Source organism: Mycolicibacterium sp. 624 (genome assembly GCF_040548615.1).
Lineage (GTDB): Bacteria > Actinomycetota > Actinomycetes > Mycobacteriales > Mycobacteriaceae > Mycobacterium.
The window spans coordinates 111,806-132,689 of the sequence record NZ_JBEPRZ010000004.1; the positions used below are offsets into that span (position 1 = coordinate 111,806).

The 20,884-nt window shown below is 63.7% G+C and carries 14 protein-coding genes; 7 read left to right on the top strand and 7 right to left on the bottom strand.

Going from position 1 to position 20,884, the window contains the following annotated elements; translation table 11 throughout:
* Positions 1–49: 49 nt before the first annotated feature.
* The 3 genes from ABIA65_RS17110 to ABIA65_RS17120 are packed head-to-tail and all read left to right on the top strand — an operon-like array spanning position 50 to position 3,848.
* On the top strand, positions 50–706 hold the full coding sequence (locus tag ABIA65_RS17110) for a hypothetical protein (RefSeq protein WP_241401316.1): 657 nt from the start codon (positions 50–52) through the stop codon (positions 704–706).
* Positions 703–2,706 (top strand): O-antigen ligase family protein, encoded by a 2,004-nt coding sequence (locus ABIA65_RS17115; protein ID WP_241401315.1) that lies wholly within the window; start codon positions 703–705, stop codon positions 2,704–2,706. The genes ABIA65_RS17110 and ABIA65_RS17115 overlap by 4 nt, the downstream gene beginning before the upstream one ends.
* Complete coding sequence (locus ABIA65_RS17120) at positions 2,703–3,848, top strand: glycosyltransferase (RefSeq protein ID WP_241401314.1); 1,146 nt, start codon at positions 2,703–2,705, stop codon at positions 3,846–3,848. The genes ABIA65_RS17115 and ABIA65_RS17120 overlap by 4 nt, the downstream gene beginning before the upstream one ends.
* A 37-nt stretch (positions 3,849–3,885) precedes the next feature.
* Here the strand turns inward: ABIA65_RS17120 and ABIA65_RS17125 are convergent, their stop codons facing one another.
* Both ABIA65_RS17125 and ABIA65_RS17130 read right to left on the bottom strand, forming a co-directional pair.
* Positions 3,886–4,731 (bottom strand): DUF2510 domain-containing protein, encoded by an 846-nt coding sequence (locus ABIA65_RS17125; RefSeq protein ID WP_354524296.1) that lies wholly within the window; start codon positions 4,729–4,731, stop codon positions 3,886–3,888.
* 264 nt (positions 4,732–4,995) lie between these two features.
* A complete protein-coding gene (locus ABIA65_RS17130) occupies positions 4,996–5,730 on the bottom strand; it encodes a class I SAM-dependent methyltransferase (RefSeq protein ID WP_241401312.1) in 735 nt (244 codons plus the stop codon).
* Between the two features lie 733 nt (positions 5,731–6,463).
* Between ABIA65_RS17130 and ABIA65_RS17135 the strand changes: the two genes are divergently transcribed.
* Positions 6,464–7,786, top strand: a complete 1,323-nt coding sequence (locus tag ABIA65_RS17135) for a carbohydrate-binding domain-containing protein (protein WP_354524297.1) — start codon at positions 6,464–6,466, stop codon at positions 7,784–7,786.
* 8 nt (positions 7,787–7,794) lie between these two features.
* Here ABIA65_RS17135 and ABIA65_RS17140 read toward each other — a convergent pair whose 3' ends face one another.
* Positions 7,795–8,820, bottom strand: coding sequence for a polysaccharide deacetylase family protein (locus ABIA65_RS17140; RefSeq protein WP_354524298.1), 1,026 nt, complete (start codon positions 8,818–8,820; stop codon positions 7,795–7,797).
* A gap of 101 nt (positions 8,821–8,921) precedes the next feature.
* On the opposite strand from ABIA65_RS17140, the gene ABIA65_RS17145 reads away from it, so the two are divergent.
* Positions 8,922–10,208 (top strand): hypothetical protein, encoded by a 1,287-nt coding sequence (locus ABIA65_RS17145; protein WP_354524299.1) that lies wholly within the window; start codon positions 8,922–8,924, stop codon positions 10,206–10,208.
* Between the two features lie 4 nt (positions 10,209–10,212).
* Here ABIA65_RS17145 and ABIA65_RS17150 read toward each other — a convergent pair whose 3' ends face one another.
* The 3 genes from ABIA65_RS17150 to ABIA65_RS17160 form a co-directional block, all read right to left on the bottom strand.
* Positions 10,213–11,790 (bottom strand): hypothetical protein, encoded by a 1,578-nt coding sequence (locus tag ABIA65_RS17150; protein ID WP_241401308.1) that lies wholly within the window; start codon positions 11,788–11,790, stop codon positions 10,213–10,215.
* Between the two features lie 115 nt (positions 11,791–11,905).
* Positions 11,906–13,069 carry a GGDEF domain-containing protein gene (locus tag ABIA65_RS17155; protein ID WP_354524300.1) on the bottom strand — a complete coding sequence of 388 codons (1,164 nt, stop codon included), beginning with the start codon at positions 13,067–13,069 and terminating at the stop codon, positions 11,906–11,908.
* A 140-nt stretch (positions 13,070–13,209) separates the two neighbouring features.
* Positions 13,210–15,528, bottom strand: coding sequence for a GGDEF domain-containing protein (locus ABIA65_RS17160; protein WP_354524301.1), 2,319 nt, complete (start codon positions 15,526–15,528; stop codon positions 13,210–13,212).
* Positions 15,529–15,791: 263 nt separating this feature from the next.
* Here ABIA65_RS17160 and ABIA65_RS17165 point away from each other — a divergent pair, with 263 nt between their 5' ends.
* Both ABIA65_RS17165 and ABIA65_RS17170 read left to right on the top strand, forming a co-directional pair.
* Complete coding sequence (locus ABIA65_RS17165) at positions 15,792–16,613, top strand: alpha/beta fold hydrolase (protein WP_241401305.1); 822 nt, start codon at positions 15,792–15,794, stop codon at positions 16,611–16,613.
* A 131-nt stretch (positions 16,614–16,744) separates the two neighbouring features.
* Positions 16,745–19,915, top strand: a complete 3,171-nt coding sequence (locus tag ABIA65_RS17170) for a multicopper oxidase family protein (RefSeq protein ID WP_354524302.1) — start codon at positions 16,745–16,747, stop codon at positions 19,913–19,915.
* Here the strand turns inward: ABIA65_RS17170 and ABIA65_RS17175 are convergent.
* A complete protein-coding gene (locus tag ABIA65_RS17175; protein WP_241401303.1) occupies positions 19,912–20,883 on the bottom strand; it encodes an antibiotic biosynthesis monooxygenase in 972 nt (323 codons plus the stop codon). The genes ABIA65_RS17170 and ABIA65_RS17175 overlap by 4 nt on opposite strands.
* Position 20,884 lies beyond the last annotated feature (1 nt).

Below are 20,884 nucleotides of genomic sequence, written 5' to 3' on the forward strand. Positions count from 1 at the left end.
GCGGCGCCTCGAACCGCACGGCGCGCAGAGAAGTCCGGAAGGAACGGGTGTGGACAGATCCCTGTTGGCGCGGGCGTGGCTGATCACGACTGGATTCGCACTGCTCGGTTTGCTGGCCGGAGTGGTAGCGGCGGCAACGCTGATCGGACGGGAGTCGGAGCGCTTCACGGCCGAGGCCACCCTGGCGATGCTGCCCTCTCAGCAGGTCCCAGTGACCCAGGCGCCCGGATTCTGGGAGGTGCTCAGCCGCGGACAGGCAACTCGTTCGGCGGCGATCGTCCTTGCCGATCCCAAATGGTTGGCCGCTGCTGCGGGTGCGGCAGCTGTCCCGGAGTCCGACCTGAGCCTGGAGGCCGGCGCGATCGCGGACACCACGCTGATCAGTGTGACCGTCCAGGCCAATTCCGTGCCGTCCGCGCAGCAGGTACTCGACAGCGTGGTTCAGCAGGCGATCGTCCCGGCTGCCAGCGCATCGGGTCCGTTCCGGCTGGAAGTTGTGAGATCCACGGTCAGCGCCACCGGATCAGAACCCACCCGTGCCCAGATTTTCCTCGCACTCGGGTTCGCCGGTGTCCTACTGGGTGGCGGGCTGGGGATGTTGGTCAGCAGAACGGCATTGCGACGGGGGCAGAGCACCAACGAGTCCGGCGAGACGGCGCGCAATAGCGCTCCAGAAGGACCCGCTGGGCAGACATCGCCACGATGAACCCGGGGACGCTGACGGCGGTCAAACCCGGCAGGCTCCTTGCTGTCTTCGTCATCGGATGCGGGTTGGTTGCGCTGGGCATCTCGCTCGTCGGGCCGCTGGCGACCGCCATCGCGGTGGCAGGCGTATGTGGTGTGTGGGCGGCATGGCACGTAGTGCGACGGCCCGCGGCGACGGCGATGACGATGATTGTCATCGAGGTCACCAACCTCTCCGGGGTGGCCGCCTCGCACAGCTCGGTGCCGATATTTCACGCATCGCTGGCAATGGGCGTGGTCGCGGTGGTGATTGCCCTGTGCCAGGCGCCGCTGCGCGACCGGCTCAACCGTGGCACAGCGGTCTGCATCGGCTTGGTGGGCGTGTACCTGTTTACCGAGAGCCTGGCGGTGCTCAGCAGCCAGGACATGTCCGCCTCGATATCGGTGGTAATCGGTACTGCGACGGATTGCGCGTTCCTGATCGTGATCCTCTTGCTCACTCAGATGAGCCAATCCTGGTGGGCAATAGCCGGTTCCGTGGCGATACCGCTGGCTGTGCTCTCCGCGCTCACCGTCCTCAACCAGGTCGTGTTCGGCGGCGCCCAGTCGTTCGGCGGGTTTGCCGCCGTCACCGAGGCGTCTGGGGAGCTGGTTACCACCCTGCGATTCGGTGGCCCGTTGCCCGATTCCAACTTCTGGGGCCGACATCTGGTGTTGGGCCTTCCCTTCGCGGCCGCGTTGCTTGGTCGCGCCGTCCGATCGGCGCGCCGCTGGCCAATCTTGGGGTGGTGCACCGTGGTCATCCTGTTGTTCGCCGGCATCTATCTGACCCAGTCACGCGGCACCATTATTGCCGCGGGTATCACGCTGGCAATCTGGGTGATCGCGAGTGGCCCGAGCGCCCGTAAGCGCGGGTTCAAGAGTCTGCCGCTGTTGATACTGGTGTTGCTCATCCCGGGGGTGGGCAACCGATTGGTCGCCCTGGTCGCCGATGTCACGAGTGCTGAGACGGCCTACGTTATCGATCCGTCGGTACTGGGACGGATGGCGGCACAGGAGATCGCCTGGGCGATGTTCGAGGATCGACCTTGGTTCGGATTCGGGCCCGGCGCCTACCTGCGGGAGGTGCCGCACTATGCCGGCATGGTCAAGACCGCGGTCCTGGAGACCACCGATGGGGCGCACAACCTCTACGCCCAAATCGCCGCGGAGACCGGGATTGTCGGACTGGTGGGCTGGGTGGTTATGGTGCTGGGTTTCGTCTGGTGTATCGGCCTGCGGACGTTGCGGATACCCCCGGAGCGATTCCCGGCCGAGCGCACGATGGCCGCCGCGGCACTGGCCGCAATCGTGGGTTGGTCGATTGCGAGTGTGTTCTTGCATCTCGCCTACTTCCGGACCTTTGGAATCTGCCTCGCCTTCGCCGGCGCTCTTGGCAGCAGTGCGCTGCCAGGGCTGCGCACGCGGATTCCGGTGGAACGGGCACAGGTCCAGCGCGTGACGGTCGCAGTCCTGCTCGGCACTGCCGCGACCGCTGGGATACTCGCGCTGGCGCCCGAGCGCGCTCACACCACCGCCAGCCAGCGCATCACGCTGGTACCGACCGCAATGATGTCCGACTACTACGCCTATACGCTCGACATCCGGTCGCGGACGGTGGTGCTACCCAGCTACGCGGCGATGATCGTGGGAGGACAACCCGCAGTGGCGGCGGTGGCCGACACGGTCCGCGGGGTTATCGATATCAGCGTCACGGACCCGGATCCCGCGGCGGCAGCGGCAGCGTTGGATGCCGCGGTGATCCAAGGGCGGGCCAACCTGGCTGACCTTGAAGCTGACTCCTGGTATTCCATGACCCCGGTTGGCGAGGCCAACGAGGTGACCGATCGCGGCGTCGCGCCGGTCTGGATAGCCGGGGCGCTGATTGTCGGTGTGGCGACGGCGGCGGCAACCGGGCTGATGCTGCGCCTGCGGCATCGCCAGACCTCTGGCGAACATCGACTGAAAAGGCAGCGGGTATGACCGGCGATGAACCAGCGGGCAGTGCCACGCGTACGCCCATCCGCGTACTGATGGTCCTGGACACCTTCAGCTTCGGTGGCGCGGAGAACCTCATAGTCGAGTTGGCACGCTATGGTCCGCGGGCCCTTGACGTCTCGGTGGCCAGCCTGTCTCCGCAACGCCCAGATCGTGACGCGATGGCCGGCCGACTCGCTGAGGTCGGGATGCGTCCGCACTATCTCACGGTCCGTCGCTTGTTAGACGTACCCGGGTTCGTGAGACTGGTCCGCGCCTTGCGGCGGGCGCCAGTGGATGTGGTGCACGCGCATCTCGACTACTCGGCGATTCTGGTGCCGATGGCCGCGCGACTAGCGGGCAAGCCGGTGGTCGCCACCCTCCATGTGAGTCCGCAGCCGGGTCTTGGGTGGGCGGGGCGGCTCAAGGAGCGGCTATCGGTTCGGATCCCCGCGCGGATGGGCCGATTGGCCTTTGTCTCTCAACACATTCACGACGTGTACGCGCATAGGTACGGGCCGGCTCGACAGACGTGGCGGGTCATTCCCAATGGTGTGGACCTCGCGCGCTACCGAGGCCGACGGGATCAACAGCCACAGTCGTCGCCGGTGTGGGCGGTCGTCGCTGCACTGCGTCCGGACAAGAACCACACGGATCTCATTGCCGCCTGGCAGCGTGTCGTGGAAGCGTTCCCCGATGCGCGCCTGCTGATCGTCGGCGATGGGCCGACCCGCCCAGCCCTCGAGCAGCAGGTGCTTGAGGGTGGGCTTGGTGATTCGATCGAGTTTCTCGGCCGCCGCGAGGACGTGCCACAGATTCTGCGGTCCGTGGACGGCGTGGTCTCGGCCTCGGTGGACGAGGCGTTGCCGACAGCGCTCATCGAGGCCGGTGCCTGCGGACTACCGGTAGTCGCGGCCGACGCCGGCGGGACACGCGAGATCGTCAAAGACCGCGTCAACGGCAGGTTGGTACCGCTGCGAGACGTCGACGCCCTTGTCGAGGCGTTGGTGAGCACGATCGGAGACACCGAATTCGCCCGAGATTGTGGTGTGCGGGCTCGGGCGATGGCCGAGGAGAACTACTCACTGCCGGCGTGGGTTGCCCGATTGGGTGGTCTCTACAGCGAGGTGATCGACGAATCCCGTTGAGGTAGCCGACTTTCCGGCGCGAGTTCCCGATCCCCTGTCAGGGGGCCGCGGGGGCCGCGGGGGCTGCGGGGGGTGCCGCGCCGTCCCCGGGGGTGCTGGGACGCGATAGGTATTCGGCGCAGTCATCAGCGGAGCGGCCTGTCTGGGCGATGCACAGGGCGACTGACGGGTTGGTGCCGGCTGCCGCCTGATTGGTCACCACTCCCTGATCTGGAACCAGCGACCACAAGTAGGTGTTGGTAGCCCAGAGGTTGACGCAGTACGTGATCGAACCGTCGACGGCGACCGAGTTGCTGCTTTCGGGATGGCAGGGCGTGCCGACCACCGCCACCGGCCACGGGTTGTCCGGTGGTGGGGGCGCGGCGTTGATGTCCGGCGCGGGTGGCTCGACGGCGGCACTGCTGATCGCCGGGGCGGGCGGCTCGACGGCGACACTGCTCATTGCCTGGGCGGCTGTCTGGTCCTGCGCGGTGTCTGGCGCGTAGCGAGTCAGGATCGCGCTGATGGCGCCGACCAACAACACAACCGTCACGACGCCCGCGATCGCACCGATCCATCGGTCGGAGCGGGACATGGTGCGAATAGGTGGTGGATCGACTCCCAGGCTTCCGACGTCGCCGACGTGTGCCGTCCACTTCGAGCCGTCCCAGTACCGATACTGGTGACGGTCGTAGGGGTCCGTGGTCCAACGGCCTGAGGACGACTGTGTCGACCCGGCCAGTGGAGAGGCGGCGGGGGCCCCGCACTGTCCGCAGAACTTCTGTCGCAACGGCACTGTGTGGCCGTTCGGGCAGATTGCCACGGATGTCTGCGTCGACGAGCCGCACTCCCCGCAGAACGGCTGGTTCTCGGGGTTTTGATGCCCGTTGGCGCAAGTCTGCATCGCTCGCTCCCTTTCCGGTGGCACATGCCAGTGCCCGGAGGAGTAGTTGTCACGGCCATCTGGTGGTGGTCGATGGCAAATGAGGGGTCGTCGGTCTGGATCCGCGTAAACGCAAGGTATATCACGTGGTCAGGCACTATATCGTACAGTCGAAGGGTGATCGCTGATTGTCGAGGTGCCAAGGTATCGCGCAGTCAGGAACCTGCGTTCGATCCGTGACGTGGCCGCACGGCGCGCGTAGATTCCTTTGCGCGAGAGCCGATTTCAGCTCAAGGCGGCTCGAGCTGGTTTTCTGCCGACAAACGTCAAGTACGCGGCAAAGCGCGGCCTCTTTAACGCGTAGAACAGAGAGTCAAGCGCCAAGCCCACGATAAATAGTGGCACAAAAAACTGGAAATAATACCAGCTGGAGAAATAGCTTACGTACTCTTCTTCGATGTCGAATCCCGCGTCAATCAGTCCCTGCTTGAACTCGCGATAACTTGCCCGATCGTAAAAGGCCTCGAATCCAAGAGTTCCGGATGAGCCGGGCACTAGGTGGGTGAGGAGCCACTTTGCCGCGCGTCGAGGCAGTATTCGGTTCAAGACCGCAAACGGTGCGTGCTTGTTCGGAAAGGTGATGATGAGGTGGCCGTTCTCGCGAAGAGCGGCATTTGCACCTATCAGGAACGATTCGGTGTCGTGTAGGTGCTCAATGACAGCGCGCCCCATTATCAGGTCCACAGATTGATCGGGAACGCCTAGGCCCTGGCAGGCATCACCCGACACCTTCCGATCAAGGAGGGCGTTGTCCGACATTTCTGCGATGTCGATATCGAACCCGATGAGGTTCATGCCGGGCTTCTTCAATGACGGCGGAAAATGCCACTGCCGACCGGCCCCGACGTCCAGGACGGTCGCGGGCCCGCGCTCGAGCAGTGCAGTTCCGGCGTTCGTGTAGCGCGTGTACGCGTGCGACGTGTGGATGACCTTCGGGGCGAGGCGGTCGCTCAGGGCCACGTTCGCACGTACGAACCGTCGCAAAGTATCTCTCAAGAACTCACTCCCGCGTTGTCAACCTGTGAACCATTTGGCCCCGACTGTATGTTGCCATGCGTCATGGCCGCAACGTTAGCTAGATCTCGATCGGAGCCGGCGAACTGGTTATTGTGACGAGTAGCGGCCACAGGGCAGCTCGACACCCGCATGCGAGGCCGATTCAGCTGCACTTATTCGGCGGTGTGGAGTGCTCGGGCGGCTGTTTCGGGCGGCAGTAGCAAACGCGCAGTCGGTTGTTGCTTAGCCGCAGTTTGTGTCGAATCCTGCGGGCATGAGGTCTGAAAAGTGAAACTGAATGGTCGTATCTTGCCTCCTGGCTAGCGCTAATCGCGGTGAACTCGTCAACATTTGTCATCTTTGGTGAATTATTCGCACTTTGCGAGAACTCCATCTTTAGGTGAAATTGAGCGCCAGTGCGCGCGTGGGGCGCGCTGATGTCTGATCGCCATACCGCGATCAGGTGTCGTTTGTTGTTACCGAAGTGATGTCCAGGGGCTGTTGTTAACGAAGTGGCTTAAGTGAAAGCTGAGTCTCGACTAGAAGGACGCCGCTACTTCGCTGGGGAGTGCCTGTGTTGATTGCCCGATTTCTCGCGCTGCTTTCGCTGACTGTCGCTGTCGTGGTTGCCGTTCAGTACCCCGGCACGGCCACTGCGGCAACCCCTTTGGAGGCCGATACCTTTACGGTGCTACCGGTGAGTAGCGGTTCCGTCGTCACCGATTCGACAGCCACCGGCGGAAGCGCGTTGCGACTAACTCGCAACGGCACCGCCTCGATCGGGCTGGAACCGGACTCCGTGTCGAAGGTGGTGATTCGCGCCAGAGGCACCCAGTGTCTGGGGGCACCGCGAATGACTGTGTACGTCGCAGGGAAGAGCGTCGCCGGCTTCAATGTCACTGCCACCAAGTGGACGGACTACACCGCGAACATCGCCATTCCGAGTGGCCCACAGCAGCTGGGTATCGGATTCGGCAACGATCTTGCGGTGAGCGGCGTGTGCGACCGAAACCTGATGGTGGACACCGTCGAGGCTGTCTCCAGCGTCGTTACCACCACGCCGACGACCACCACGCCGACGACGACCACGCCGACGACGACCACGCCGACGACGACCACGCCGACGACGACCACGCCGACGACCACCACGCCACCCGATGGGTCCGGCGCGACGGCAAGCATTCCTTTCAGCGCTACCAGCCCGTTCCGGACTCCGATTTCCCAGAGTGCTCAAATTGACCCGAAAAGCGCGGCGATGGTCGCCCGGATGTCTCGGGACAACGCCTTGTACGCCAACCTCGTTGCGTTTGGTGTTCCGGTCTACACCGCCAACTCAACGACGCCGAGGTACACCGTGACTTGCACCGTCACCAACTGGGGACCGTGCCCGTTGAAGGGCTTCCAGGTGCCGATCCCGACCGGCGCAAAGCCCAGCCCGGGTTCAGACGGCGCCATGGTTGTGGTCGACGAGGCCGCCCAGCGGACCTACGAGTTCTGGCAGGGTCGGCTCGTCGGTGGGACGTGGACGGCCGGTTGGGGGGCCGTCCACAACCTCGCGGGTTCCGGGTGGGGAGGCACCGGTGCCGGAACCGCATCGGGCGCATCGCGGCTCGGCGGGGTGATCAGAATTGCCGAGATCGCGGCTGGCGAGATCCCGCATGCACTGGCGCTGCAGACCGACAATGCATGTCGGACGGACTTCCGTCCGCCGGCCATCAAGACAGATGGAGACTCCGATCGTGCGGACTGCATACCGGAAGGCGCCCGTGTCCGACTCGATCCTGCTGTCGATCTCGAAGCGCTGAACCTGACACCCGCGGTGCGGGCCGTCGGGCGTGCGCTGCAGACCTACGGTGCTTTCATCGTTGATAAGGGCGGTGCGCCGCTGAGCATCAGCTTCGAAATGAACCCCGGCGCCACGGCAGCGTCGATCGGCAGCACCTACCAACAAGCTGGGTTGCGCTGGGACTACGACAGCCTGCCGGGGCTGCCCTATAACCGGTTGCAGGTCCTCGAATGACCCAGCCGTCAGCCGAGCGGATGGCCGGACACCAAGAGTTTGAATGCCGGCCACGAAAGGTCACTGCCGATCGGTACGCGCGGGAGCGCCAGCGGATCGTCGCCTGCATCGGCGAATCCGTATGACGTAGACAACGCCCATCGCACACCGCAGCGGAGTAGCGCCGACTTGGCTCTGTCGTCGAAGTCCTGCGCGCGACCGTTGGGATAGGCGAAGATTCGAGGTGGACTGCCGACTGCCTGACCGACAGCGGCACAGGACTCGGTGATCTCGACGTCGACCTTGTCGTCGTGGCAGCGTGACAGAATCGGATGGGTCGCAGTGTGCGGGTGCAGACTGATCAACCCATCGTCAGCGAGTGCGTCGGCCTCGTCCCAGGAGAGAAGTTGAAACGGGCCGGGATCGGTGCACTCCGATTGACCCAGTGCCGTGACGAGATCATCGAGCCTTTCCGAACGTTGCGCGTCGGGCAGCTCCTTGAATCGGTGCACCGCCGATGCGTAGCTCGTCTCTCGATCGGCATCAGAACTCAGGGGCATGACTTCCAGCCCGATCGGGCCGAGGTCGACCTGCGTCGCGGTCGTGCGGGCGAAGGCCAACCAGAGCCGATCCGGCCACAGGGTGGTCGGCGTGCCCATCGGCCCGGTGGCCAGGAAAACTGCGGCGGGTAGCGCAAGGTCGCGCAATATCGGTGCGGCGTGCGTCAGCAGATTTCGGGTGCCGTCATCGAACGTCAATGCCGCCGCATTGTCGGGCAGCCGACCGGACTGCATCTGATCCAGGGCCTCGGCGAGGGGCAGTACCGTGAAATGCCCACGAACGTATTCGAGCTGGCGCCGCAAGGTATCGCTGTCCGTCACATGCCAGCAGGCCGGTGTCAGCGGCTTCGGTTCGACGCCGTGGAACATGAGGATGGTCAGCCGCCCGCGGTTGCGGCGCCGAGCCAACGCCGGTGCCCCCGCCGCACACCGCAGTCGATCGAGGGCTTGCCTGGCGAGAGGACGCCAGCGTGTCAGCGCAGCGTTAGATGCCATAACTTGACCCTAGTAGGTGGCTGCGGCCACTCCAATCACACGGAGATTCGGCGATTCTCGCGAGAGTCCACGTGCGCCCACATCTCTGTCATCATTAGCCGGTGATCGGTCGGCAACCCGCATTGGACGATGTCGAGGGCACGCCCTCAGAAGATTCGAGCAAACCCGCGAGAGCTGAGATCAAGCGTGACCTGATTCGGGCACTGTTGCTCGCGTTCGGGGTCACGTGCGCGTACGTGTTGTCCATCTTCACGATCGGGCGGTACTACACCCCGATCTCACAGTTCGACGAATTGGCGCAGGCATTCCTACAGGGACACCTCAACATCGAGAATCCATCGACGACGCATGATCTGACTGGCAGCGGCGGAAAGTGGTACGTCCCCTTCCCTCCGCTGCCCGCGCTGATGCTGCTTCCGGCGGTCGCACTTCTCGGTGTCGAGCACATCTACACCACGGCCTTCGAATGTGCGATCGGTGGCGCCAATGTGGCACTGGCGTACTTGATCGTCCGGGCACTGAGCCGTCGCGGACTGTCGCAGGCGACACAGCTGCACGCGGTGCTGCTCGCCCTTATGGTCGGGTTCGGCACCGTGCACTGGTACATGTCGATCCAGGGCTCGGTCTGGTTCCTCGGCCAGGTCTGCGCCCTGATGTTCGCGTTGCTGGCCGTGTGGCTTGCGGTTGAATTCCGTGCCACCACATGGGCCGGTGTAGCGCTCGCGATCGCAATGCTCGGCAGACCGACGATGGTGCTGATGGCGCCGCTGCTCATCGCATTGTGCGTGATCGCGAGCCGCGGGACCGGCACAACAGACCGCTCGGTAGTGCTGCGCCGTGTCGCTGCCGCGCTGGCTCCGGCGGCCGTCAGTGTCGGGCTGCTGGCGGCCTACAATTACGCCAGGTTCGGAGACCCCACCGACTTCGGATACTTCGACCAGAACGTCGATTTCGTGTTGCGTACTGTCCTCGACAAATACGGACAGTTTGACCTGCACTACGTTCCGCACAATCTGTGGTCGATGTTTCTCGCCGGACCAGTCTGGGAGCCGGCGACGGGAACGATGCATCCGCACGTCGACGGAATGAGTATCCTGCTCACGACCCCCGCGCTGGTATTCCTGGTGTTCGCGTTCAGGAAGACGACCCTGAATGTGGGCGCGTGGATTTCGGTTGCGCTGCTGATGGTTCCGTTGCTGCTCTACTACAACACCGGTTGGGTGCAGTTCGGATACCGTTTCATGCTGGATGCCATGCCGTGCCTGCTGGTCCTGCTTGCGACCTATGTGAACAAGGACACCAGCAAATGGTTCTGGGCACTGGTCGGATGCGGGGTGCTGATGAATGCGTGGGGCGTGGCGTGGTACTTCCCGCCCGACCTGAACTAGAGCACTAGATCAGTGAATTGATGCCTGGGTACGAGGAATCCAAGATCAGAAATCGACCGGGCATCTTGGCGTCGTATCGCCACAAGTACTTTTCGAACGGTTCTGTGCGGAATTTGACGTATTGCTGGGGGATCGCGGCGATATCTTGCTCGGCGACGAACTGAACGACATAGTTGATGTTGTACTTGGCGATGATGTCGGTCCAGTTCCCGTCCAGAACGAGTGCCGTTACCTCCGGTGTGCTGGCCAAGCCGTTGAGCGCCATCGTCTTGAAGCCGGACACGAAGCGAAATACACCGGGGTCATACATCCCAAATCGCACATCCGCTGAATCCAGGTGCTCTTTCGCCCACGAAGCGGTCTCGTAGGAACGCACATTGGCGATATCGGGCAATGCCTTGGGTGCGAACGCCAGCACGGATGTCAACACACCGGCGACGACCACGCCAAAGGGCAACCATTGCACGGATTCTGGCAGCCGCCGTGCCTGCAGCCATGAGGTGACGCTTGCTACCGCCACCGAGATCGCGAGGAACAGTGTCAGATACTCCGAGTACTGGTACCAGGAGACGTTGGCTTCCACCATGAAAGTGGCGATGTAGAGGAAGTGCAGCACTGCCCCGACGGGAACCGTCCACAACAGGTTCAACCGGCGGGCTTGTTCGCCAATCTCGCTTCGGCTCAACCACATTGCGGTGACGAAGAGGATGGCCACCAGCGCGACGAGCATCAGCGCGGCAGGGTTCAGGACTGTCGTGAGTTTCGTGAGCTTCCCGGAGGCAAATCCGGTCAGTATCTTGAGCTGTGCTTCGAGGTCTAGCGTGGAAACGGACTTTCTGATGCCACTGACCGGCACGAAATTGCCGAATACAGTGTAATTCCACCATAGGTACGGCAGCGGCAGGGAAACCATCGGGATCAGCCACGCGGCGAGTACTTTGATGTTCTTGCGCAGTCGGAGCAAGACCACGCAGCCAAGTACACCAAGGAAGAAGACCGAATCCAGCCGGGCGAGAAGCGTTGCCGCCATGGCCACACCTAGCGCAACTGCAGTACGCGTCGAGTGGTTCTCAAGCAGGCGGTGCGCGAGTAGCAGTGCGACCCCCATCATCAGCACGACGAGCGGGGTTTCCATCCCGCTGTACAGCGTATGGACGCTCCACCAGTAAGCGCCGAGAAGAAGTACGAAAGTGGCTGCCATCCAAGATGACCCGGTCACCCGACGGATCAGCTGCCCCCACACGATTACGGCGAGCGCTGCCACGATCACAACGAGAAGCTTCACGAACCAGAGATACGTGATGTCTCCGAGTGGACTGGTCAATGCGGCAATCGGAATCTGTAACCAGCACCACAGAGGGTGATAGCCATTCGTCTGGGTAAAACCGTCGTATGTAGACCCCAAGCCGGACGCGATACTCCTGGCGACGGTCGGGTAGTACAGCGCATCGTCGGTTGCCAAGTTCTTGATCCAGGCGGTCGCCGAAATGGCGGCGATGGTCAGACCCAAGAGCGCTGGCACAACGTAGGCGGCGCGCACCGGGGCGTTCGAATCCATGCTCCAGGTTTTCCAGCGGCTCATCGCCGACCTTCCAGGGTTGAGTGTCCGACGTTTGCTAAATATTAACGGACCGACACATTATCCACGAATCCTGGAAGGTTCTCCGTGCAGGATCTTTGCCTGACGGGGCAAATTGCTAGCTGTGGCAGTCACACTCGACCAGCGGAGCGGAACGGTGGACGGCCGCTGCGTGCCTGGCAGGCTGCGTTAGTCCAGGCCGGTAGACAACACACGCCCCGCCCCCGCCGCGTTTCGCGTCATACATGGCGGCATCGGCATGCCGCAGGACATCGTCGAGGCTGAAATGCGGGTCGCTAGTGCTGTGTGTCGCGATGCCGACGCTGGCCGTCAGGGGAACGTCGGCGTCGGCGCGGGTGAGCGGATCAAGCCTGTTGAGCAGTTCCCCGACCGCGACGTCGGTCTCGGTGTCGGCCGTGAAGGCGACCAGGACCAGCTCATCACCACCGATACGGGCGGTGAGTTCGGCACGAGCCGCCAGTAGTCTCAGCTGCTCGGCTTTCGCAACCAGCGCGGCGTCACCGGCCGCGTGCCCGTCGCGGTCGTTGAGTTGCTTGAACCTGTCGATATCGCACACCGCGGCCACGATGGTGATCGGGTCACCGGTCCGGCTCAGTGCGCTTTTGACCGCGGCGTACATGCCGCGTCGGTTGCGCAGACCGGTCAGTGGGTCGTAGTGGGCTGAGCGCGCAGTCTCGCGGACCGCCTTGCGCCCGTACTCGACCAGCCAGGAGCCGCATAGCGATACCACCAGCACCCAGGTGAGGGTGGGGGCGAGCAGGAGGGCCACCGTCGCGAGGTCCTCGCCCGCGCCGAAGGCCGCGTCCGTGACGATCACCGCGATGACCGCGCAACAGAACGCGAGATGCACCATCTGGGTCCGCCAGCCCATGAGGAAGGCGACGAACACCCCGTTGAGCCCCATGAACAACACGACGCAGAGCCCAGCCACCGGGGTCGACATCGTGACCGCGAGGACAGCAATCGACACGTCCAGCCACACAGCGACGATCACCGCTTGCCAATAGGACGGCCATAACCCCCACCGCCAGCGAGCCCCCACCGCAACGGCCGACAGCAGTACGGCGGCCTGTGCGCCCCGCGCAGCCATGCCGCTGGGTCCGGCCGGGTGGACCTGCACCATGGCGACCAGGATGGCGAGGGCAAAGCAACTCGCCGCAGCGATACGGGTGAACAACCACATGAACCGACCCTCGCGTAGCGCGGCGGTGGCAAATCTGTAGTTCCGTTTGCCAGACGACCACGCCGCGGCGCCGATCACCGCAAGCACTCCTTCGCAACGCTTGACACCGCCGACATGGCAAACAGACTAGTCAGGCTGTTTCGAGCCTGCTCGCTCGGTTGGCGCCACAGCCACGTCGCCTCAGTGCCGTCCAACAGGGACTTCCGGGGAGCACTACATCAGCCGCTGGAAACGTGTGCGCGATCCCGTCCTGCGCGTTTGGCGGCATAGAGTGCGGCGTCGGCTCGTTGGTGAAGTTCGTGTGCCCGCGTCGCGGGATCGCCGTGTGCGGGTGCGACGATGATTCCCGCTGAGACTGTCACCGCCGAACTCCCTGGCGCTGGCGGTATCCCCAGTTGCGGGATACCGCGTTGTATCTGTTCGGCTCGATCGACACCGTGGCCATCGGTGTCGATCCAGACGATCGCGAACTCCTCACCCCCGAGACGCGCTGCGAGCCCGTTCAGTGGGGCCATCACCTCGGCGAGGTAGCGGCCCACTGTGCGCAGGCACTCGTCGCCGGCGAGATGGCCCAAACTGTCGTTGTAGCCCTTGAAATGGTCGATATCAAGAATCATGAACACGACGTGCCGATCGTCCTGCGTCGCCGAGCCGAGCAGATCGCATACCGACTCATCGAACTGTCGGCGGTTGGCCAGTTCGGTCAAGGGGTCTTCTCGGGCGAGTTCGTCCAATCGCTGTTCGGCGAGCCAGCTGATCCGTCGGGAGCGCTCGGATTTGTAGGAGAAGCGCAGTGTCACCGACACCATCACGATGCATGCGCTGACGGCGAGCAGTCGATTACCTGTGATGGGGAAGGCAATGAGTTCGACGGCCACGATCCCAGTCAGTCCCACCAGCGCAGCGGGAGCCAGCATGGTGAAGGGGATTTGGACCACGGTCAGGCTCAGCAGCACCGATAGCGGCATGATCAGCGGCACCACGTCGTAGCCCAGCGGCAGCTGCATCACCCGTTCGGTCATCTGGGCGCACAGGATGACCGCCACCCCGGCGATGTACAGGTGTGGCGCCCAACGATTAAGGCGGGTCCACGTGTTGCCCACCAATGCCAGCAGCGCGCCCGGTGTCAGCCCGAAGATGAGCGTCAGTCGGCCAAGGCGGTCGGCTTCCGGCGGAATCTTCAACAGCGGAGTCTGAAACGTCAGCAGCAGCGCAATCACAGCGAGCAGGCCGATCATGATGAGCCGGCGCGCGCTACGTCCTTCGGCCGCGAACACTCTCTGGAACTCCGATTCGGCGCCCTCCTCAAAGCGCAGTGACCGCGGTAGCGTGACGTCGCTGTCAGGTGGCGGCTTGTCGGCTGGGGCACCGTGTCGATCACGGGAGCCGCGAAGTCGCTGTCCGGCGAACACGGCCAACGAGTCACGTCCGCCAGCCTTGGCCTGATACAGCGCGGTGTCTGCGCGCGCGAACAGGTCACTCACGACGCCGTCGACAGCACTATTGCCGGGCCTGACACTCGCGAGTCCAGCTGACGCGGTGACCGTGACCATGACGCCGGGCAGCGGCTCCAGCGTGATATCGGACAGGCCAAGGCGCAGTTGCTCGCCGCGTGCGGCAACCGAGGTGTCATCGAACCAGAGGACGGCGAACTCCTCGCCGCCGAGGCGGGCGGCGAACCCGGCGGTTCCTGTCGCCGTCGTCAGATACTCGCCGACGGCGGCCAGGCACCGATCCCCTGCGGGGTGCCCGTACTGGTCGTTGTAGGTCTTGAAGTGGTCGAGATCCAGGATCATCAGCGCGATCTCGCCGTCGCGCTGGCCTGCGGACTCGATCGTCGACCGCAGTACTTCACCGAAATGCCGCCGATTCGCTAGGCCGGTGAGCGGATCGGTTTTGGTCAAGACATCCAACTCGCGTTGACGCAGCCAGCCGATGCGGGTCCAGCGTTCGAGGTTGTAGGCCGCGGTGAGAGCGACTGTCACCATTGCAGTAGCGGCCGCGACATCGAAGAGGCCGTTGCTGTCGGCTTCGAACGCCCACAGCTCGATACCAATCAAGGCGGCCAGTCCCAGGAGGATCGCCGGAGCCAGGACCACGAAACGGATCTGCACGACGATCAGGCTCATGAGGATCGCGATGGGCATCACCAACGGAACGACGTCGATACCGTTGTCCAGGCAGGCAATCCGTAGCGCCATCATGGCGCCGATATCGATGTACACCGACGTGATGAACAAGATCGACGACCACTTGCGTAGCGGACTGCGATCGCCACTGAGCCAGCGCAACACCATCGGAACCAGGACACCGATGACCAGGAAACGGCCCAGCGGCAGCACGTCGTGCGGCACGTCTAGAAGCACTCGATTGCCGATCAGCACGACCGTGATGACCACCAGCAGGATCAGCCACAACTCTGACCTCGAATTGCGCCCCACACGGTTGAAATACATCCGGAACTGGGCCTCGAGTGGACCGTCGAAACGAATCGGGCTCTCCACCCTGGACCAGGCCCGCCGCAGGTAGCTCAGCATCGTTTCCGTTCGACTCTCCGCGAGCAAGCGCTGCGGGCCCAACCCGCCTCGCGCGCCCACAGGTTACCCGAATCGGTACCCAATGGCTGAGTTTCGGCGAGGTGCCACGCTGCCGATCAACCGGGTAGGCTGTGTGTTTCTGGAGGTAACGGAGCTGGCCCCCTTTTGCGGGACTTAGCTTCCTGCAGGTCGGAGCTCATGAGATGCCACGTGTGAGAAGTGGCGATTCTCCTCGGCACACCACGTGCGCATCCCATACCCTCGTGCTGCGAGACGGCCGACGAATTCACTACCGCAGACAGGGCGCCGGCGGCCCGACCGTGGTCTTGGAGTCGGGCATCGGTATCTCGGGTGCCATCTGGGGCCTTGTTGCACCCCGCGTCTCGGAGCGGGCGACCACAGTGGTCTATGACCGCGCCGGCATGGGACGCAGCGATGAGGATCACGCGCCCCGCACACTCGACCGCATCACCGATGACCTCACCCAAGTGTTGAGCGCACTGGACGGTCCTTTCGTCCTGGTCGGCGCGAGCTGGGGCGGCCCGATCATTCGGAACCTCAGTGCCCGTGACGAATTCGACATCTGCGGACTGGTTCTCGTCGACCAGACCGACGAGAATGCCGCGGCCCTCCTCACACCCCAAGCCGAACGACAATTCGCCATGAGTAGCCGGTTGACCATGGCTCTCGCGCGGACGGGACTCTACCGATTGTTCGCGCGGATCGGCCGCGACCTCCCCGCCGACGTCTACGCCGACCTCCGCAACGACTTCACCGTGCGTGGGGCCCGAGTCGTGACATCCGAGAACCGCGAGGTGATTCCGGGCCTACGCCGACTTCTACAGCACCCCTGCACGTTCGAGGGCATCCCTGTCTCGGTGATCACCGGGACGAAACCGCGCTGGGGGGAGCGATCGATGCGATCCAAGCTCAACAACGCTCATCGCGTCACGGCCAAGAACCTGGCCGATGCCCGGCTCGTGGAGTCGACTCGTTCGGGCCATTACGTGATGTTCACCGAGCCAGACGTGATCGTTGCGGAGATCCTGCGCCTACTCGAACCGCTGCGCAGGTGTGGCCGCTGAGCACGGAGACGGCCAGCACGGAGCCTCAACGACGGCGACAATGTGCGAAAGTGGCAACTTTGCCGTTGCACCTCGGTACCGTTTGAGTTCCTCGGCGATGTCGCTGAGCACCATCGTCGCAGGGGGGGCGAATGTCGGTTCGTCGAGTCAAGTCGGTTTGTGCCACGGTGCTCGTCGTCGTCATGACGGTGTCGCTTGCGGGCTGCTCATCCGAACAGAGGGTGTCGACCAACCCGCAGCCGGGTGTCTTCGCGGGAGCCGACGGCAAACCGGCGCCATTCCGCGAACCGGTGCGTCTGTCGAGCCGCGACGGTGTGCTGGAGGTACGACTCTCGGCACATCAGGGCACGGTCAACCTGGACACCGTCAAGGAACCGGTGACGAACTTCCTGGTCTACGGATTTGATCTCATCAAGGGGACAAGCTCGGACGGCTTAACCAAGGGTGACAACCTGTACCCCGCGCCCACCCTGCGCGTCGAGCCCGGCGAGCGATTGATCATCCACTACGACAACGATCTTCGGGACCTGGCCATCCAGGACTTCTACGATCCGGCGTTCACGCCCGTGGGTGGTCAGGTGCCGATCTACCCGCCGACGCTCACCGAATCACCGCTGAACCTGCACACCCACGGGTTGCACGTCAGCCCGGACGGCAACGCCGACAACGTGCTGCTGTCGATTCCCGCCGGGATGGGCAACACCTATACCTACGACGTGCCGAAGAACATGCCCAACGGGCTGTACTGGTACCACAGTCACCGCCACACCATGACGGCGCAGCAAACCTACAGGGGACTGGCCGGTCTGCTCGAGATCGGTAGACCCGACGGCAACCTGCCCTTGGTGACGGAGAACGACATTCCGGTGCGCACCATGGCGATTCAGTACAACTACGTCTTCGACCGCAACGGCACCGGCCATCAGCTGAATGACCTGACGTGGCCGCAGTGGGTGAGCACGCTGAAACCACCCGAGGGATCGCAACTCGCCGACGGCACATACCGGCCGAGCCTGGCGCCGTTGAACCTCGCCGAGACGACCGAAGGCGCCCAATACATCACGCCCTGGTGGTCCGGGTCGCTGTCACCGCACAACAACCGCGGACAGACCCAGTTCATCCCGTCGAACCTGATCAGCTTCGACAGCCCGTCGAAGAAGGTCGCCGAGAATCCCACCCTGCCGGAGAACGAGCGCGATCTGCAGTTCACCGTCAACGGCCAGTTTCAACCGGAGTTGAAGATCAAGCCGGGCCAAACGGAGATCTGGGTTGTGGCCAACGTCAGCGATATCGCCTATATGACAGTCCGATTGACTGAGACCGCGACGGGTAACCATCCGAAGTTCACGATCGTCGGACAGGACGGCAACCCGTACACGCAGGTCGGCAGGCCGGTGTACGGCGACGGCACAACGCTCAACGTTCCGCCGGGGTCGCGGTACGCGATCGCTGTCACGATGCCCAAGGAAGGCGACCTGGTCCTGGACTTCCCCCCTGACCCGCATGCGAAGCCATTGGTGAACCCCGGTGTTCTGTACACCAACAACGGCACGGAGAACTCGCCTGCGGTGCTCGGCACCCTGACCGTGGATCCGAAGTACCTCAGCTTCGCCGATGGTTTCTTCGTGTTCCCCACTCAGACCCTGATCCACGCGACACCCGATACCAGCGGCCAAGGGCAGAAAACTGTCTTCGAGCCGGGCCAGAACCTGGACGCGTACACGTCATTCGTCGACACATCGGTGATGACACCCACGGTCAATCGGGCGCTGACGATCACGGACGCAATCGGAGCCGAGGGGTTCAGCAAGAATGATCCCAAGGCCGTCACCTACATGTTCGAGGGGAACTCGTTTCCTAACGTCCCACTGATTCAGCCGCGACTGAACTCCGTGGAGGAGTGGCAGATCACCAACTTGAACAACGATGCGCATCCGATGCACATCCACGTCAACGACTTTCAGGTGATGTCGATCGATGACCCGAATCGCGGAGTGACGGGTGTGCAAGCGTGGGGGCTCGACAACGTGAACGTGCCCGCCCCGATCTTCAACGATATGCATGTCGTCAGCACCCCGGCGAAGTTGACCCTGCGTCAGGAGTTTCTAGAGTTCACCGGGACGTATGTGATCCACTGTCACCGGCTCAATCACGAGGACAACGGCCTCATGGCGCTCATCAGCGTCATCCCAGAGGTGTCGACGTATGCCGTTGCGGTACCAGGGACCAATGGCGGACCCGCGACCGTGCAGGTGCGAGATGGCAATGGCGACAAGGTGCTCCAGACCGTCGTGCCGTTCCCGGACTTCGAGGGCATGCCCAACGTCGCCATGGCCGATGTCAACGGCGACATGATCCTCGACCTGGTGGCGGGTACCGGTGAGGGCGCCTCACCCGAGGTCGCCGTCTACGACGGCAACGACACGAAGGACGGCGTGTTCAAGACCGAGATAGCCCGGTTCGCGCCGTTCGACGCGGGCTTCACCGGCGGGGTCCGGGTGGCGGGGGCCGACATCGACGGGAACTCGATGGCTGACAACATCATCGTGGCGACCGGGCCGGGAGTCGACTCGCAGGTCACGGTCTACTCGTCGGATCTCGGTGACCTGGGTACCGCGCCGAAGGTGTTCTCGGCGTTCACGCCATATCCGGGATCCAGCAGCGGTGTGACGCTGTCCACCGGCCTGGTCGATGCGGGATCGGGACGGCACAGCATCGTGACCGCGCCGGGCCCGGGTGAGCCGGCGCGGATCAAGACCTTCCGCTATGACCTGTTCACCCCGACCGCCCGCGCGCAGGCAGACGGGACCGCGGCAGCCGGGCATCATAGAAAGCCCAATGAGCCCGAGATCACCTCGGAGTTCCTGGCATTCGACGAGGCGTACACCGGCGGAGCCACGCTGGCCACCGGCTGGGTGGCCGGTGCTGAGGGTGGAGCACAGAGCATCGTGACCGGACAGGCCGGTGGCGACACCGTCCGGGTGTGGTCGACGGGATCACGGCTGGACGGTCAGCCCAAGATGTACGTGGACAGTCCCAATCACCACGACTCGACCGTCGCGTTCGCCCAGATCGCCTCCTTCGCCCCGATTCCCGGCGCCAAGGGTATGACGGTGGCGACCACCAGCACCACCACCGGTGCCGACCTCCTGGTCAGTGCCGCCGCCCCGACCGGCGCCGAGGTTCGCAAGATAGGTCTGGTTCGGGGCACGCCTGAGGCCAAGACGCTCGCGCCCAAACCACTTGTCACCGTGGGTGTGGTCGCGGGGCCTGCCGCGGTGGCCGCGCTCGGCGGGCGCTAGGGCAGGGTCCAGAAGACCCTGGTGACCAGATAGAAGACCACCGTCCAGACCGCCAGCGCGCCGATCACGATATAGGTGCCGCGCAGGTTCGTCTTGGCCAGCGGCACGTCCGGTGGCGGTCGCAGCCAGCGCTTCAGGAGCGGGTTGACGTAGTACGGCATGGTCACGAAACTCATCGCGAAGCTCGACATCAGATTGCCGATCAGCATGCCGAGCCATAGCGGCATGTGCAGTGGCGACAGCACCAGCGCGATCATCACCACCGTCGGATACAGGCCCACCCAGACCGCTATCGAGGTCTTGAGATCCGACGGGGGAGGCGCCTCCTGTCCGCGCTCGTCGAACGCGAACCAGCTGCCGAACGAGTTGTCGATGGTCCGCGAGTGGAAGTCGGAGAACTTCTCACCCTCGGCGAGCAGTGCCTGACGCTCCTTCGAGATCAGCCACTTGTCGAGATTGTCCGCGTTGTCGTAGCGGTACAGCGCGGTCCACTCGTCCTGGACACCCTCGACCGGGCGGAACAACTCGGTGCCGCGGAATCCATCAAACGTGCTCTCGGCCAGGCGAAGTCGCTCCTGCCAGGCCAGGAAGTCGTCGACGGACTCCGGGTCGACGCGATGGGTGACCACCACGGTCACCAGCGGGTCGGTCGGCCGGGTCCCTCCGCTGATCACCTGCTGGGTCCCAGGGCCGTCGAAGAACTGCTGGCCAACGGTCAGCCGTTCCTGTCGGGTTGCGCTGTTGATCCAGGCCTGGACGTGCGCGACCGAGTCGAAGCGGTACACCACCACCCAGTCGGGCTGCACATGGGTTGGCGGGTTGATCTCGGCGCCAAGGAATCCCGGGTATGTCGCGGCACGCGAGTTCATATCCAGCTGCCAGCTCTCGAAGGACTGCTCGCAGCCCTCCCGCACCCTCTGGCCAATGATGACGGTCGCCGCGGCGCCGGTGGTCTTCGTGGTGTCCATG